Origin of the sequence: Anaeromyxobacter dehalogenans 2CP-1, assembly GCF_000022145.1 — a bacterium.
Classification (GTDB): Bacteria; Myxococcota; Myxococcia; order Myxococcales; family Anaeromyxobacteraceae; genus Anaeromyxobacter; species Anaeromyxobacter dehalogenans.
Map to the genome: position 1 here is coordinate 4,328,190 of NC_011891.1, position 14,196 is coordinate 4,342,385.

At 73.8% G+C, this 14,196-nt stretch carries 14 protein-coding genes; 11 read left to right on the plus strand and 3 right to left on the minus strand.

What is annotated here, in order from left to right:
* Positions 1–2 precede the first annotated feature (2 nt).
* The 7 genes from A2CP1_RS19605 to A2CP1_RS19640 all read left to right on the plus strand — a co-directional run bounded on the left by A2CP1_RS19605 (position 3) and on the right by A2CP1_RS19640 (position 8,506).
* On the plus strand, positions 3–812 hold the full coding sequence (locus tag A2CP1_RS19605; protein WP_015934951.1) for an ABC transporter permease: 810 nt from the start codon (positions 3–5) through the stop codon (positions 810–812).
* 2 nt (positions 813–814) lie between these two features.
* Entirely contained in the window at positions 815–1,630 is an 816-nt protein-coding gene (locus A2CP1_RS19610; RefSeq protein ID WP_015934952.1) for an ABC transporter ATP-binding protein, read from the plus strand.
* 114 nt (positions 1,631–1,744) lie between these two features.
* Positions 1,745–2,740, plus strand: a complete 996-nt coding sequence (locus A2CP1_RS19615) for a hypothetical protein (protein ID WP_015934953.1) — start codon at positions 1,745–1,747, stop codon at positions 2,738–2,740.
* A 255-nt stretch (positions 2,741–2,995) separates the two neighbouring features.
* Complete coding sequence (gene fdnG / locus A2CP1_RS19625; RefSeq protein WP_015934954.1) at positions 2,996–6,082, plus strand: formate dehydrogenase-N subunit alpha; 3,087 nt, start codon at positions 2,996–2,998, stop codon at positions 6,080–6,082.
* Between the two features lie 9 nt (positions 6,083–6,091).
* The gene (gene fdxH, locus A2CP1_RS19630) at positions 6,092–6,967 is read left to right on the plus strand and encodes a formate dehydrogenase subunit beta (RefSeq protein WP_015934955.1); all 876 of its coding nucleotides are present in this window, start codon (positions 6,092–6,094) and stop codon (positions 6,965–6,967) included.
* Entirely contained in the window at positions 6,964–7,614 is a 651-nt protein-coding gene (locus A2CP1_RS19635) for a formate dehydrogenase subunit gamma (protein ID WP_012527785.1), read from the plus strand. Before fdxH ends, A2CP1_RS19635 begins: the two co-directional genes overlap by 4 nt.
* A gap of 37 nt (positions 7,615–7,651) precedes the next feature.
* Positions 7,652–8,506 carry a formate dehydrogenase accessory protein FdhE gene (locus A2CP1_RS19640; protein ID WP_015934956.1) on the plus strand — a complete coding sequence of 285 codons (855 nt, stop codon included), beginning with the start codon at positions 7,652–7,654 and terminating at the stop codon, positions 8,504–8,506.
* An 11-nt stretch (positions 8,507–8,517) separates the two neighbouring features.
* Here the strand turns inward: A2CP1_RS19640 and A2CP1_RS19645 are convergent, their stop codons facing one another.
* The 3 genes from A2CP1_RS19645 to A2CP1_RS19655 form a co-directional block, all read right to left on the minus strand.
* The gene (locus A2CP1_RS19645) at positions 8,518–9,558 is read right to left on the minus strand and encodes a hypothetical protein (RefSeq protein ID WP_015934957.1); all 1,041 of its coding nucleotides are present in this window, start codon (positions 9,556–9,558) and stop codon (positions 8,518–8,520) included.
* Between the two features lie 311 nt (positions 9,559–9,869).
* Positions 9,870–10,685: a hypothetical protein gene (locus A2CP1_RS19650; protein ID WP_245529855.1), complete on the minus strand. Its 816-nt coding sequence runs from the start codon at positions 10,683–10,685 to the stop codon at positions 9,870–9,872.
* A 174-nt stretch (positions 10,686–10,859) separates the two neighbouring features.
* Positions 10,860–11,681, minus strand: coding sequence for an SDR family oxidoreductase (locus A2CP1_RS19655; protein WP_015934959.1), 822 nt, complete (start codon positions 11,679–11,681; stop codon positions 10,860–10,862).
* Between the two features lie 322 nt (positions 11,682–12,003).
* Between A2CP1_RS19655 and A2CP1_RS19660 the strand changes: the two genes are divergently transcribed.
* The 4 genes from A2CP1_RS19660 to A2CP1_RS23995 are packed head-to-tail and all read left to right on the plus strand — an operon-like array spanning position 12,004 to position 14,193.
* Positions 12,004–12,441 (plus strand): division/cell wall cluster transcriptional repressor MraZ, encoded by a 438-nt coding sequence (locus tag A2CP1_RS19660; protein WP_012527790.1) that lies wholly within the window; start codon positions 12,004–12,006, stop codon positions 12,439–12,441.
* 20 nt (positions 12,442–12,461) lie between these two features.
* Positions 12,462–12,764, plus strand: a complete 303-nt coding sequence (locus A2CP1_RS19665) for an STAS domain-containing protein (RefSeq protein ID WP_011422810.1) — start codon at positions 12,462–12,464, stop codon at positions 12,762–12,764.
* The gene (gene rsmH / locus A2CP1_RS19670; RefSeq protein ID WP_015934960.1) at positions 12,761–13,693 is read left to right on the plus strand and encodes a 16S rRNA (cytosine(1402)-N(4))-methyltransferase RsmH; all 933 of its coding nucleotides are present in this window, start codon (positions 12,761–12,763) and stop codon (positions 13,691–13,693) included. The genes A2CP1_RS19665 and rsmH overlap by 4 nt, the downstream gene beginning before the upstream one ends.
* Entirely contained in the window at positions 13,690–14,193 is a 504-nt protein-coding gene (locus tag A2CP1_RS23995; protein WP_012527792.1) for a hypothetical protein, read from the plus strand. The genes rsmH and A2CP1_RS23995 overlap by 4 nt, the downstream gene beginning before the upstream one ends.
* Positions 14,194–14,196 lie beyond the last annotated feature (3 nt).

The following is a 14,196-nucleotide window of genomic DNA, read 5'->3' on the forward strand; positions in this document are numbered from 1 at the left end:
CGATGAAGGGCGCGCTCCGACTCGCACGGTCGCTGGCCGTGCCGGTGATCTTCCTGGCCGCCTGGGAGGGCGTCTCCCGGGCCGGCTGGGTGTCCCCCATCGTCCTCCCCTCGCCCTCGCAGGTGCTGCTGCGCTGGATCGCCTACGCGCGCCCGCTCGAGCCGTACGCGGGAGGCAACTGGCTGGCCTGGGCGTTCTCCGGCGAGCTCCCGCACGACGCGCTCACCAGCCTGTACCGGGTGGTGGGCGGCTTCGCGGTGGGCGCCGGGCTGGCGCTGCCGCTCGGCCTGCTCATGGGCTCGCGGCCGGTGGTCTACGAGCTGATGAACCCGCTCGTGCAGATCCTCCGGCCCATCCCGCCCATCGCGTACATCCCGCTCGCGATCCTCTGGTTCGGCCTGGGCGACCCGCCGGCGTTCTTCCTCATCTCGCTGGGCGCGTTCTTCCCGGTGCTCATGAACACCATCGCCGGCGTGCGGAACGTGGACGCGATCTACGTCCGCGCCGCCCGCAACCTGGGCGCGTCGGAGTGGACGCTGTTCTGGCGCATCATGGTGCCCGCGGCCATGCCGTACATCCTGGCGGGCGTGCGCATCGGCATCGGCGTCGCGTTCATCGTGGTGATCGTGGCGGAGATGATCGCGGTGAACGCCGGCCTCGGCTACCGCATCCTCGAGGCGCGCGAGTACTTCTGGTCCGACAAGGTGATCGCGGGGATGATCTCGATCGGCATCGCCGGCCTGGGCATCGACCTCGGGATGAGCCGGCTCAACGGGTGGCTCCTTCGGTGGCACCGGGGGATGGAGGGATGAGGATGCCCGCCGAACTCCCCGGCGCCGCCGACGCGGCCATCCGGATCCGCGACGTCCGCAAGGTGTTCACCACCGGCGGGCGCGAGGTGAAGGCGCTCGACGGCATCGACCTCGACATCGCCGAGGGCGAGTTCGTGTGCCTGCTCGGCCCCTCCGGCTGCGGCAAGTCCACGCTGCTCAACGCCATCGCCGGCTTCTCGCCACCCACCGCCGGCACCATCGTGGCGGGCGGCCGGCCGGTGACGGCCCCCGGGCCCGACCGCGCCATGGTCTTCCAGGAGTACGCGCTGTTCCCCTGGATGACCGTGGAGAAGAACGTCGCGTTCGGCCTCGAGATGAAGGGGGCCTCGCGGGCCCAGATCCGCGAGCGGGTGGACGCGCTGCTCGCGAAGCTCAACCTGCGCGACTTCCGCGACCGCTTCCCGAAGGACCTGTCCGGCGGCATGCGCCAGCGCGTGGCCATCGCCCGCGTGCTCGCCATCGACTCGCCCATGCTGCTGATGGACGAGCCGTTCGGCGCGCTCGACGCGCTCACCCGGCGCAACCTGCAGGACGAGCTGCTCCGCATCTGGGCAGAGCTCCGGAAGACCATCGTGTTCGTGACGCACGGGATCGAGGAGTCCATCTACCTCGCAGACCGCGTGGTGGTGATGACCTACCGCCCCGGCACCGTGAAGCGCGACCTGCGCATCACCCTCCCCCGCCCGCGCGACCCCGCCTCGCCCGAGTTCAACGACGTGAAGCGCGAGATCTCCCGGCTGGTGATGGAGGAGCAGCTCCGCCACGAGCAGGCGGAGGCGGCGGCCACCGCCGACTGATCCCGCCGCCGCGGGTCGCGCCCGGCGCGGGCGCTTCCCTGCGGCGCCGCGGGTTCGCATGCATCTCCGGTCGCCGCGCGCGGGGCGGTTCGCGCGCGCGGCCGGAGGTGCCCCGTGACCCTCGCTCGCCTCGCCCTCGCCGCGCTCGCGGCCGCGCTCCTGCCTCGTCTCGCGCACGCCGAGGCGCCGGCGGCCACCCCGGCGGCGCGCCTCGACGAGGCCGCGCTCGTGGCCCTGGCGGTGGCGCTCGCGGTCTCCCCCGCGCCCGCGCTCGACCCGGCCGCCGGCGCCGCCGACCCGGCCGCGGTCGAGCTCGGCGCCACCGTGCGCCTCCGCCAGGTCACGTTCGAGGAGCGCCCGCGGATCCGCGTCACCCTCGCCGGCGCCGGCCCGGCGCGCGCGTGGTGGAAGGTGGAGCGGACGAACCTCCCCGCGGAGGTCGAGCCCGGCGTCGTGTACCGCGACGTGGTGCTGAAGCTGACGCTCGGGGGCCCTGCCGACGCCGTGCAGGCGCTGCTCGACGACGCGGCGCGGCTCGCGCCCGGGGTTCGCATCGAGCCCGCCATGAAGGACCCGGCCCGGGCCACGCCGCCGCCGGCCGCGCTGGCGGCTGCCACGCCGCTCCCTGCGGTGGCCGCCGCCTCGCCCGGGATGCCGGAGGACGCGCCAGCGCCCACGACGCTGGCTGCCGCCGCGGCGCCCCCGGCGGCCGCACTCCCTGCGTCGCCCGCGCCTCCCGGGCCCCCTGCTCCGGCTCCGGCCGCTCCGGCGCCCGCCGCTCCATCCGCCGCTGCTCCGGCGCCGGCCGCGGCGCTCCCCGCGCCCGCGCTCACCCTGCTCGCCGAGGCGCGGACCTCGGAGGGAGAGCGCGTCCAGCGCCTGCTCACCCCCGACGGCCGCGTGCTCGAGCGCGCGCTCGACGCGCACGGGGTGCTGGTCGGCCAGCGGGAGGCGGGCGACCTCTCCACGCTCCCGATCCGGACGCAGCGGCGCGACGAGCGCGGGCAGGTGGTGCAGGTGGTGGACGCGGGGGGCGGCCGCGCGCTGGAGATCCTGCGCGATCCGATGGGCCGCCTCCTGTCCGCCCGCGTCCTGCCCGACGGGCGCTGAAGCGCGACGTCGATCCGCGCGCCCTGCGCGCGGGCGACGCCTCGCCGCGGATGAGACGCGCCTCATCATCGACCTCACCGCTCCACATCCGGACGCGTACGCGCCGCTCGCTCGACGCACGGTCCATGGCGCCACGCGTCACGACGCCATTCACGAAGAGTCAAGGAAGGTGGGTGCCCCAACTGGCCACGCCGCGCCTCTGCCATCCGCCGAAGGACGGGGCTATGGAGATCGAACCTCCTGGAGGTTCGAGCCATGTCCGTCACCCGACGCCAGTTCCTTCAGCTCACCGCCGCCGGCGTGGGCAGCACCGGCCTGGTCGCGCTGGGCTTCTCCCCGGATCGCGTCCTCGCCGACGTCCGCAACTTCAAGCTGTCGCGCACCGCCGAGACGCGGAACACCTGCCCGTACTGCTCGGTGGGCTGCGGCGTCATCCTCTACACGCTGGGCGATCGCTCCAAGAACGCGCACAGCGCGGTGATGCACGTCGAGGGCGATCCCGACCACCCCGTGAACCGCGGCACGCTCTGCCCGAAGGGCGCGTCGTTGCTCGACTTCGTCCAGAGCCCGAACCGCCTGCGCTACCCCGAGTACCGCGCGCCCGGCTCCGACAAGTGGGAGCGCGTCACCTGGGACTGGGCGCTCGACCGGATCGCGCGCCTCATGAAGGACGACCGCGACAAGAACTTCGTCGCGAAGAACGCGGCGGGCGTGACGGTGAACCGCTGGCCCACCGTCGGCCTGCTGGCCGCGAGCGCCTCGTCGAACGAGACCGGCTACATCACCCACAAGGTCTGGCGCGCGCTGGGCGGGGTCGCGATCGACAACCAAGCACGTGTTTGACACGGTCCAACGGTGGCCGGTCTGGCCCCCACGTTCGGCCGTGGCGCGATGACGAACAGCTGGGTCGACATCAAGAACGCCAACCTCGTCCTCGTCATGGGCGGCAACCCCGCCGAGGCGCACCCCTGCGGCTTCAAGTGGGTGGTCGAGGCGAAGGCGCACAACAAGGCGCAGCTCATCGTGGTCGACCCGCGCTTCACGCGGACCGCCGCGGTCGCCGACGTCTTCGCGCAGATCCGCCCGGGCACCGACATCGCGTTCCTGGGCGGCGTCATCCGGCACCTGCTGGAGAAGGACGCGATCCAGAAGCAGTACGTGACCGCGTACACCAACGCCTCGCTCATCGTGAAGGAGGGCTACGGCTTCCAGGACGGCCTGTTCTCCGGGTACGACGAGGCGAAGCACACCTACGACAAGTCGACCTGGTCGTACGAGACCGGACCGGACGGCTTCGCGAGGAGCGACCCGACGCTGCAGGACCCGCGCTGCGTGTACCAGCTCATGAAGAAGCACTACGCGCGCTACACGCCGAAGATGGTGGCGGACATCACCGGCGTGCCCGAGGCCGCGTTCACGCGCATCTGCGACGCGATCGCCACCACCTCCGCGCCGGACCGCACCATGACGGCGCTGTACGCGCTCGGCTGGACGCAGCACTCGGTCGGCTCGCAGAACATCCGCTGCATCGCGATGATCCAGCTGCTGCTCGGCAACGTGGGCATGGCCGGCGGCGGCGTGAACGCGCTGCGCGGCCACTCCAACATCCAGGGGCTGACCGACCTCGGCCTGCTCTCCGACCTGCTGCCCGGCTACCTCACCGTGCCGCGCGACGCGGACACCGACGTCGAGACGTACCTGGCGAAGCGGACCCCGAAGCCGCTCCGGCCCGGCCAGATGAACTACTGGCAGAACTACCCGAAGTTCTACGCGTCGCTCATGAAGGCCTGGTACGGGAAGGCCGCCACCAAGGAGAACGGCTGGGCGTACGACTACCTGCCCAAGCTCGACAAGGTCTACGACATCCTCGCGGTCTTCGACCTGATGCACCAGGGCAAGGTGAACGGGTACCTCTGCCAGGGCTTCAACCCGCTCGCGTCGATCCCGAACAAGCCCAAGCTGCTCGAGTCGCTCTCGAAGCTGAAGTTCCTCGTCACCATCGACCCGCTCGTCACCGAGACCTCGAACTTCTGGCAGAACCACGGCGACCTCAACCCGGTCGAGTCCGCGAAGATCCAGACCGAGGTGTTCCGGCTGCCCTCCAGCTGCTTCGCCGAGGAGGACGGGTCGCTGGTGAACTCCGGGCGCACGCTGCAGTGGCACTGGAAGGCGGCCGAGCCGCCCGGCGAGGCGAAGGGCGACCCCGAGATCGTCGCGGCGCTCTTCACCCGCATCCGGGCGCTCTACGAGAAGGAGGGCGGCGCCTTCGCGGATCCGATCCGCGACCTGACCTGGGACTACAAGATCCCGCGCGCGCCGTCGGCCGAGGAGCTCGCCCGCGAGTTCAACGGCAAGGCGCTCGCGGACGTGAAGGACCCCAAGGCGGATCCGAAGGACCCGAAGGCCCCGCTGCTGGCGAAGGAGGGCGAGCAGCTCGCCACGTTCGCGCACCTGCAGGACGACGGCAGCACCGCGTCCGGCAACTGGCTGTACTGCGGCTCCTTCACGCAGGCCGGCAACCAGATGGCGCGCCGCGACGTCTCCGACCCGAGCGGCCTGGGCGTCACGCCGTCCTGGGGCTGGTCGTGGCCGGCCAACCGCCGCGTGCTCTACAACCGCGCCTCCTGCGATCCGTCCGGGAAGCCGTGGGACAAGAACCGCAAGCTGGTCTGGTGGAACGGCGCGAAGTGGGTCGGGCACGACGTGCCGGACTTCAAGATCGACTCGAAGCCCGAGGAGGGCATGTCGCCCTTCATCATGAACCCGGAGGGCATGGGCCGGCTGTTCGCGCTCGACAAGATGGCCGAGGGGCCGTTCCCCGAGCACTACGAGCCGTTCGAGTCGCCGGCGGCGTCGAACGCGATGCACCCGAAGGTCGGGCCGAACCCGGCCGCGCGCATCTTCCCCGGCGACAAGGCGCAGCTCGGGCTGCCGGGTGAGTTCCCGTACGCCGCGACCACCTACCGCGTGGTGGAGCACTTCCACTTCTGGACCAAGCACGCGCGGATCCCGTCGGTGCTCCAGCCCGAGCTGTTCATCGAGCTGGACGAGGTGCTCGCCGGCAAGAAGGGCATCCGCAGCGGCGACGCCGTCGCGGTCCGCTCGAAGCGCGGCCGCATCGTGGGCAAGGCCGTGGTCACCAAGCGCATCAAGCCCCTGAAGATCGCGGGCCAGGAGGTCCACACCGTCGGGATCCCCATCCACTGGGGGTTCAACGGGCTCACCAAGCCCGGCTACATCTCGAACACCCTCACCCCCTTCGTCGGCGACGCGAACACCCAGACGCCCGAGTTCAAGGCGTTCCTGGTGGACGTGGAGAAGGCCGCGGCGGGGCAGGTCTAGGAGGCGGCCATGGCGTTCCAGTCGCTCGACGTCATCAACCGGTCCGCCTCCACCAGCACGCCGCCGCAGGCGCGCGGCGCGCTGGAGGTGGCGAAGCTCATCGACATCTCCAAGTGCATCGGCTGCAAGGCCTGCCAGTCGGCGTGCATGGAGTGGAACGACCTCCGCGACGAGGTCGGGGTGAACCCCGGGCACTACGACAACCCGGCCGACCTCACCGCGCAGTCGTGGACGGTGATGCGCTTCTACGAGGAGGAGCTCCCCGCGGACAGGGGGCTCGCCTGGCTCATCGTGAAGGACGGCTGCCTGCACTGCGCCGAGCCCGGGTGCCTGAAGGCGTGCCCGGCGCCGGGCGCGATCGTGCAGTACGCGAACGGGATCGTGGACTTCCAGCAGGACCAGTGCATCGGCTGCGGCTACTGCCAGACCGGCTGCCCGTTCAACATCCCGCGCTACTCGATGAAGGACCAGAAGGCGTACAAGTGCACGCTGTGCTCCGACCGCGTCTCGGTCGGGCTCGAGCCGGCGTGCGTCAAGACCTGCCCCACCGGCGCGCTCGCGTTCGGCACCAAGACCGACATGAAGGACCTCGCCGGCGAGCGCCTGGTCGAGCTGAAGGCGCGCGGCTTCGAGAAGGCGGCGCTCTACGATCCGTCCGGCGTGGGCGGCACGCACGTGCTGTTCGTGCTCCCGCACGGCGATCCGGAGCTGTACCGCCTGCCCAAGGACCCGCGGGTGTCGCCGCTGGTGGCGCTGTGGCGCAGCGGCGTCGCCAAGACGCTCGGCGTCCTCACCATGGTCTCGGTCGTGGTGGCCGGGATCTTCCACTACATGAAGGTCGGACCGGTCGAGGTCGACGAGGACCAGAAGGAGAACGGGTCATGATGCCTGCGATGCGGATGCCGCCGGGGAAGGAGGTCGTCCCCCGCTACTCGACCGGCGAGCGCCTCACGCACTGGGCGGTGGCGGTCGCGTACGTGGCCCTGTTCCTGTCCGGCCTCGCCATGTTCCACCCGTTCTTCTACTGGACCAGCGCGCTGTTCGGCAGCGCCGCGTTCATGCGCGTGCTCCACCCGTTCCTCGGCGTGGCGCTGTTCGTGCTGTTCTACGCGTACGCGCTGCGCCTCTGGCGCGACAACATCCTGAGCGACAGCGACCGGAAGTGGATGGGCCAGATGGTCGCGTACATGAACAAGGCGGCCGAGCCCTACGTGGACGGCAAGTACAACGCCGGCCAGAAGCTCATGTACTGGTCGATGATCGTGGTGATCGCCGGCCTGTTCCTCACCGGCATCGTGCTGTGGCGCCCCTACTTCGCGCCCTCCTTCTCGCTCGTCGCGCGCCGCTTCGCGGCGGTGATCCACGCCGGGCTCGCGTTCGTGATGTTCGTGGGCATCGGCATCCACGTGTACGCGGCCTACTGGACCAAGGGCTCGATGCGCGCCATGACCCGGGGCACCGTCTCCGGCGCGTGGGCGCGCTTCCATCACCCGGGCTGGTACGCCCGGATGACCGGCAAGGAGCGGCCGTGACGCGGCGGCGCGGGGCGGCGATCTCGGGGGAGGCCGCGTGAGCACGCTCGTGCAGCTCCCCGGGGTCGAGATCCCGTACCTGCGCCTGCCCGAGCCGGGCCTGCTCTTCACGGGCCGGGCCGCGCGGCTCGAGGCCGTCGCGGCGGAGCGCGGGGGCGATCCGTTCCTCGGCTTCCTGGGACGGCTCGCCGGCGCGCAGCGCGCCGCGACCGCGGCGGTGCCCGGCTTCACGCCGCCGCGCGCGCCGGGCCGCCCCGTGGACCGCGACGCGCTCGCCGCCGATCCGGCGCTCGGCGCGGTGCTCCGTGCGCTCCTCGTGGCGCTCCCCGCGGACGGCCTGCCCGACGCCGCCGCGGAGGCCGTGCGCGGCCTCCGGGACGCCGCGCCGGACGCGCTGCGGCGCATCGCGGGCGGCGTGCTCGCCGGGGCCTCCCGCCCCGAGGACCTGGCCGCGGCGACGTTCGTCGGGGCCGCGCTGCAGGTGCTCGCCACCGTGCGGGCCGCGCGGCTCGACCCGTCCACGGTGGCGCGGGTGGAGGGCGGCTGCCCGGTGTGCGGCTCCCCGCCGGTGGCCGGCGTGGTGCAGGGCGACGATCGCCTCCGCTACCTCACCTGCTCGCTCTGCGCGGCCGAGTGGCACCTCCCGCGGATCCGCTGCGCCGGCTGCCAGGCCACCGCCGGCCTCGCGTATCACCACCTCGAGAACGATCCCGGCGCGCGCGCCGAGACCTGCGCCGCCTGCCAGGGCTACGTGAAGCTGTTCGACCTCGAGAAGCGCCCCGGCTCGGAGCCGTTCGCCGACGACGCGGCCACCCTCGCGCTCGACCTGCTCCTCGGCGAGGCCGGGCACGGGCGCGTCGGCCCGAACCTGTTCCTGCCCGTCGCCGGCTGATCGGGCGCGCGCTACCGCCCGGACTCGACCCAGGCGCGCAGGTGCAGCCGGGCCAGCTCGGCGTGCGCGGCGTGGCCGGCCGCCTCCGCCGCGTCGAGCATCCGCCCCAGCACGTCGTCCATGTCCACCGCCACGTGGCGTTGCCAGCCCGCGCGCAGCGCGAGCGCCCACGCGTCCGCGTGGCGCCCTCCGGCCCGGGCCCGATCGCTCTCGGCGAGGCGGTGCGCGCGCAGCGGCCCCGGCCCGGCCAGCGCCGCGCGCAGCGCAGGATCCGGCGCGGCGCGCCCGCGGGTCGCGCGCAGCCAGGCGGCGGAGATGACGCGCGCGGCGCTCTCGCCCGGGCGCGCCAGGCGGCCGGCGAACGCGAGCGTCCCCCCGAACGCGCCCAGCGCGCCGGCGTACGCGCGGGCCGCCTCCGCGGCGCGCCCGCGCCCCTCCTCGTGCCAGCCCAGCACCGCGCCCGGCCAGGCGAGCTCCGGGCGCCTCTCGAGCGCGGTCCGCGCGGCGGCGGCCGCCGCGGCCCAGTCCTGCGCGAACAGCGCCGTTTCGTCCGCCCCGGTCAGCCGCCGCAGCGCGGCGCGCGCGGCGGCGGGCACGAGCCGTGCGTCGAGCAGCCAGTCCGAGAACGTCTCCCGGGCGACGCCGAGGTCCTGCGCCAGCGCCGCCGCGCCGGTTTCCCGCGCCAGCGCCGCGAGCCCGCTCTCCAGCGCTGCCTCGCACGCCCGGCGCAGGCGCGCCGGCTCGGACGCGAGCCCGGGGGCGAGATCGGTGGGGTGCCAGGCGCCGCCAGGGTGCCAGGCGATCGCCTCCACGGCCCGGCCGCCTGCCCCGAAGCGGATCGCGAGCACCGCGCCGTCGGCGCCGCGCGCGATCGGGAGCGCGTCCGGCAGCAGCTCGCCCCCGCGCACCGCGCCCGCGCCCGGCTCGAGCAGCGCCTCCGGGTCCACCGTCTCGTCGAACGGGCCCAGCCCGCCCGGCAGGAACAGCCCGCGAGGGAGCTGCAGGTGCAGCGCGCGCTCGACGGCGGCCAGGGCGCGGTCCGCGGAGTGCATGCCGGGATGGTAGCCATCCCGGCGGGAGCGCGCTTCTTCTGACGGGGCTGCGCCCCGCCCCACGGAGCGGAGCTCCGCGGGGCCCCACCCTGCTGGCCGGGTCCCCTGCGCCGCCGCGGGCGGCTTCGCCGCGCGCACGGCGGCGCCCCGGCGGGCTCCCTTCGCTCGCCGGGGCTGCGCCCCGCCCCACGGAGCGGAGCTCCGCGGGGCCCCACCCTGCTGGCCGGGTCCCCTGCGCCGCCGCGGGCGGCTTCGCCGCGCGCACGGCGGCGCCCCGGCGGGCTCCCTTCGCTCGCCGGGGCCTCTCCGCGCTACAGCGACCTGGACACCAGCACCACGCCGCAGCCCTGCCAGCTGAACAGCAGGCCCGCGTCGGCGTACTCGCCGGTGGTGGGCATGCCGGGCGCGCGATCGGTCCAGACGCGGCGCAGCTCCAGCGTGCCGCCGGTGACGCAGCCGTTGCCGTCGTGCTCGAGGTCGAGGTCGGCGAGCGTGGCGTAGGCGACGTGCATGCTCGCCTGCGCGGTGTGGATGGTGGCCGCGTTGTCGGACCGGACGCGGCCGATGATGGTCCCCGTGCCGAAGGTCAGGTTGCCGGTGAGGTGCGCGGAGACGTCGAGATCGTACCCGTCCGCCACGCTGTGGAGCGCGCTGGTGACGTCCCAGGCCAGCGTGGCGCCGTCGCGCGCGAACCAGCCGTTCACCGAGAGCTGATCGAGCCCCACGGTGATGGTGCAGCCGGAGTAGGAGATCCGGCCCGCGGTCACGGTCACGCACGTCGGGTCGTCGAAGCCGGTCAGGTCGGCCGCCGGGCGCACCGTGGTGACGGCGCGCTCGATGCCGGCGGCGCGGAGCGCGGTCACCGCGACGGTGGCGCTGCCCCAGGCCTGCGACGCCATCGCGTCCGCGAGCCCGGCCACCGAGGAGCCGTCGCTGCTCGTGCCCGACTGGACCAGCTGCGCGTCGGCCGCGCTGCCCTGCGCCAGGTCCGCTGCGGCCTGCTCCTCGAACGTCGCCGCGCCCGCAGCGCCGTACGTGAACTTGCGGGAGGCGGGATCCGCCGCCTTGTCGTCGCCACCGCAGGCCATCGCCGCCGCGCACAGGGCGGCGATCGTGAGCTTTCGCATGAGAGTCCCCGTCGGCATTCGCCGGTTGGTGAAGCCCATCGCGTAGCACGCGCCCTCGCCGGGAGGGAGCCCCCGAAGCGTGCGGGGACGAACGCCCGACGTCCGCCCACAGGCGGCCAGGTGAGACACGGTGGGTGAACGAGCCTCCGGCCACCGGCGCGGCGGCGCGCCGCGTCAGCCGAGGAACAGATCCGGCATCAGCTCGGCGCCGGGCTCGACCGCGTAGCGCGTGAGATCGGTGATCCCGGCCTCGCGCAGCACCTCGTCGTCGATGAAGAAGTTGCCGGTGCAGCCGCGGGACGGCCGGCGGAGGATCTCCAGGGCAGCGTCGGCGACGATCTCGGGCGTGCGCCCGTGGCGGGCGGTCTCGTCGCCGCCGAGCAGGTTCAGCGCGGCGGTGGCGATCACGGTGCGCGGCCACAGGGCGTTCACCGCGATGCCCTGGTCGCGCAGCTCCTCGGCCATGCCCAGCACGCACATGCTCATCCCGTACTTCGCCATGGTGTAGGCGAGGTGGTTCGCGAACCAGCGCGGCTCCATCGAGAGCGGCGGCGACAGGTTCAGGATGTGCGGGTTCCCGGCGCGGGCGAGGTGGGGGATGCAGGCCTGCGAGGTGGCGAACGTGCCGCGCGCGTTCACCCCGTGCATCAGGTCCCAGCGCTTCATGGGCGTGTCCACCGTCCCGCCGAGGAAGATGGCGCTGGCGTTGTTCACGAGCACGTCGATCCCGCCGAAGCGCTCGACCGCGCGCGCGACGGCCGCCGCGATCTGCGCCTCGTCGCGGATGTCGCACTCCACCGCGAGCGCGCGCCCGCCGGCGCGCTCCATCTCCTCGGCCGCGTCGTGGATCGTCCCCGGCAGCCTCGGGTGCGGGGCCGAGGTCTTCGCGGCCACCACCACATTCGCGCCCTGGCGGGCGGCGGCCACGCCGATGGCGCGCCCGATCCCCCGGCTCGCGCCGGTGATGAAGACGGTCTTGTCCTTGAGTGAAGTCATGGCGGCCTCGGGCTGGGGGTCGAGCCGTTATTCAGGGTCCTGCCACGGCGCGTCAACGGGTCGCTCGGGGCGCCGGTCCGGCCGCGTCCCACCGCGATATCGCTGCGGCCGAAGCGCGCGCCCAGCCTCGCGACGCTCCCACCGGTCGCGTGTGGGACAACGCCCACCCCCACGGCTCCAGATCCGATCCTGAACGCCGGCCCAGGCCCGTCCCGGCGCGCCGGGGCGACCGTTGACTTCCCCGGCCGATGTCCGTAGATCCGAACCGTCCGGTGGGAGAAAGTGGCAAAAAGCGGATCCCGGCGGGAAGATCGGCCAGCCCGTGTTCTTCGGAACCTTCAACCACGCGATCGACGCGAAGGGGCGCACCAGCCTCCCCGCGAAGTTTCGCGAGGCGCTGGCGGCGGCCGGGGAGCCGCGCATCGTGCTGATGCAGTACCCGCACTGGCGGGCCGTGCAGGCGCTCCCGCAGTCGGTCTGGAACGAGCTGGTCAAGAAGGTGATGGAGGCCTCGCCGCTCGACGCGCGGTGGCAGCGCAACGTGCTCAAGTTCGTCTCGAGCGCGCACGAGGTGGACCTCGACGTCCACGGCCGCGTGCTGGTCCCGCCGCCGCTCCGCGAGTGGGCGGGCCTGCAGAAGGACGTCGTCTGGGTGGGGATGGGGCGGACCATCCACCTCTACGACCGGGCGGCCTACGACGAGCAGATGTCCGCGGAGATCCCGGCGGACCAGGTGGTGGACTTCTTCAGGACGGCGTAGCGGGCGAAGGGGAACGGGCAATGTACGAGGCGCGCAACCAGGACGAGGTCACGGTGATCCGCTGCGTGGGCGAGCTCACGCGCGACGAGCTGTCCGCCATCGCGGGGCTGGCGCAGCGCGCCCGCCACGAGGGCCGGATGGTGGTGGTGGACCTGAAGCGCGTCACGCACCTGCACTACGCAGGCGCGGCGCTGCTGAAGGCCATCCCCGGCCTGCGCGCCGCGGGCGCGAGCCGCTACGTGCGCGACCTGGTCCACGCCGGCGGCGCGGGCGGCTACGTGGAGCTGTACGGCGACGTGGAGGAGGCCGTCCGGGCGGCGTGAGCGCGGACTTTCGCCATGAGCCGGTACTCGCGAACGAGATCCTGGAGCTCCTGCGCCCCCGGCCGGGCGAGCTCTTCCTCGACGGCACGCTCGGCGGCGGCGGCCACTCCGGCCTGCTGCTCGAGGCGGGGGCGCGCGTGATCGCCCTCGACAAGGATCCCCGCGCGCTCGCCGCGGCCACCGCCCGGCTCGCCCGCTTCGGCGAGGCGTTCCGCGCGGTGCGCTCCGACTTCCGCGACGCGAAGAACGTGCTCGAGGCGCTCGGCATCGCCGCGGTGGACGGCGCGCTGGTGGACCTGGGCGTCTCCTCGCCCCAGCTCGACGAGGCGGAGCGCGGCTTCTCCTTCTCGCGCCCCGGGCCGCTCGACATGCGCATGGGCGACACCGGCGAGACGCTCGAGGACCTGCTGCGCCGGATCGACGAGCGCGAGCTGGCCCGCATCCTGCGCGAGTACGGCGAGGAGCCGTTCGCGCGGCCGGTGGCGCGCGCCGTCAAGGCGGCGCTGGAGACCGAGGCGCCGCTCGACACCGCGCGCCTCGCCGAGGTGGTCGCCGGCGCGATCCCGCGCAAGGCCTGGCCGCACCGGATCCACCCCGCCACCCGCACGTTCCAGGCGCTGCGGATCGCGGTGAACGACGAGCTCGGCGCGCTGGCCGCGTGGCTGGACGGCCTGCCCGGCGTCCTCGCCCCCGGCGGGCGCGCGGCGGCCATCTCGTTCCACTCGCTCGAGGACCGGATGGTGAAGGAGAAGTTCCGGGCGCTGACGCAGGCCTGCACCTGCCCGCCGGACCTGCCGGTGTGCGCCTGCGGGGCGAAGGCCTCGTTCGCGGCCATCACGCGCAAGGCCGTCAAGGCGTCCGACGAGGAGATCGCGCGCAACCCGCGCGCCCGGAGCGCGCGCCTGCGCGCGGTGGAGAAGCTGCGATGAGCGCCCGCGCCCCCGCGCGCCGCGCCGCGCCGGGCCTCCCCGGCGCCCGGCTGGCCGGCGAGATCGCGCTCGCGGCCGCGCTGCTCGCGGCGCTGGGCGTGTTCCACATCTGGTCGCGCACGCGCGTGGTGGCCGCGGGCTACGCGCTCGGCGAGCTGCAGAAGCAGCACGCCGAGCTGGTGGCCGCGCAGGATCAGCTGCGCATCGAGCTGGAGATGCTGCGCTCCCCCGGGCAGCTGGAGCGGGCGGTGCGCACGAGGCTTTCTGGGCTGGGCATGGCTCCGCCGGACCGCGGTGCGGTGTTGGCGGCAGGCCCGGAGCGTCCGCTAGACGCTCCGGGTAGGGCGGGCGTGGATGGGGTTGGTCACCCTCCTCGGCCGGCGGAGCCATCCCCTTCTGCTGGGCGGGCGGCGGCGGCGGGGCCTGTGGCGGCTCCCGGGGCGGCGTACGCGCTCCGGGGCCCGCTGCGGGCGGGTCGCGCGCCGCCGGGGGAGCCGTAGGCC

Bases quoted from the DNA above. Each gene is read 5' to 3' on its own strand.
- A2CP1_RS19650 (WP_245529855.1), bottom strand. From the start codon at position 10,685: ATGCGAAAGCTCACGATCGCCGCCCTGTGCGCGGCGGCGATGGCCTGC.
- A2CP1_RS19655 (WP_015934959.1), bottom strand. From the start codon at position 11,681: ATGACTTCACTCAAGGACAAGACCGTCTTCATCACCGGCGCGAGCCGG.
- A2CP1_RS23995 (WP_012527792.1), top strand. From the start codon at position 13,690: ATGAGCGCCCGCGCCCCCGCGCGCCGCGCCGCGCCGGGCCTCCCCGGC.
- A2CP1_RS19635 (WP_012527785.1), top strand. From the start codon at position 6,964: ATGATGCCTGCGATGCGGATGCCGCCGGGGAAGGAGGTCGTCCCCCGC.
- A2CP1_RS19645 (WP_015934957.1), bottom strand. From the start codon at position 9,558: ATGCACTCCGCGGACCGCGCCCTGGCCGCCGTCGAGCGCGCGCTGCAC.
- fdxH (WP_015934955.1), top strand. From the start codon at position 6,092: ATGGCGTTCCAGTCGCTCGACGTCATCAACCGGTCCGCCTCCACCAGC.
- A2CP1_RS19605 (WP_015934951.1), top strand. From the start codon at position 3: ATGAAGGGCGCGCTCCGACTCGCACGGTCGCTGGCCGTGCCGGTGATC.
- A2CP1_RS19610 (WP_015934952.1), top strand. From the start codon at position 815: ATGCCCGCCGAACTCCCCGGCGCCGCCGACGCGGCCATCCGGATCCGC.
- A2CP1_RS19665 (WP_011422810.1), top strand. From the start codon at position 12,462: ATGTACGAGGCGCGCAACCAGGACGAGGTCACGGTGATCCGCTGCGTG.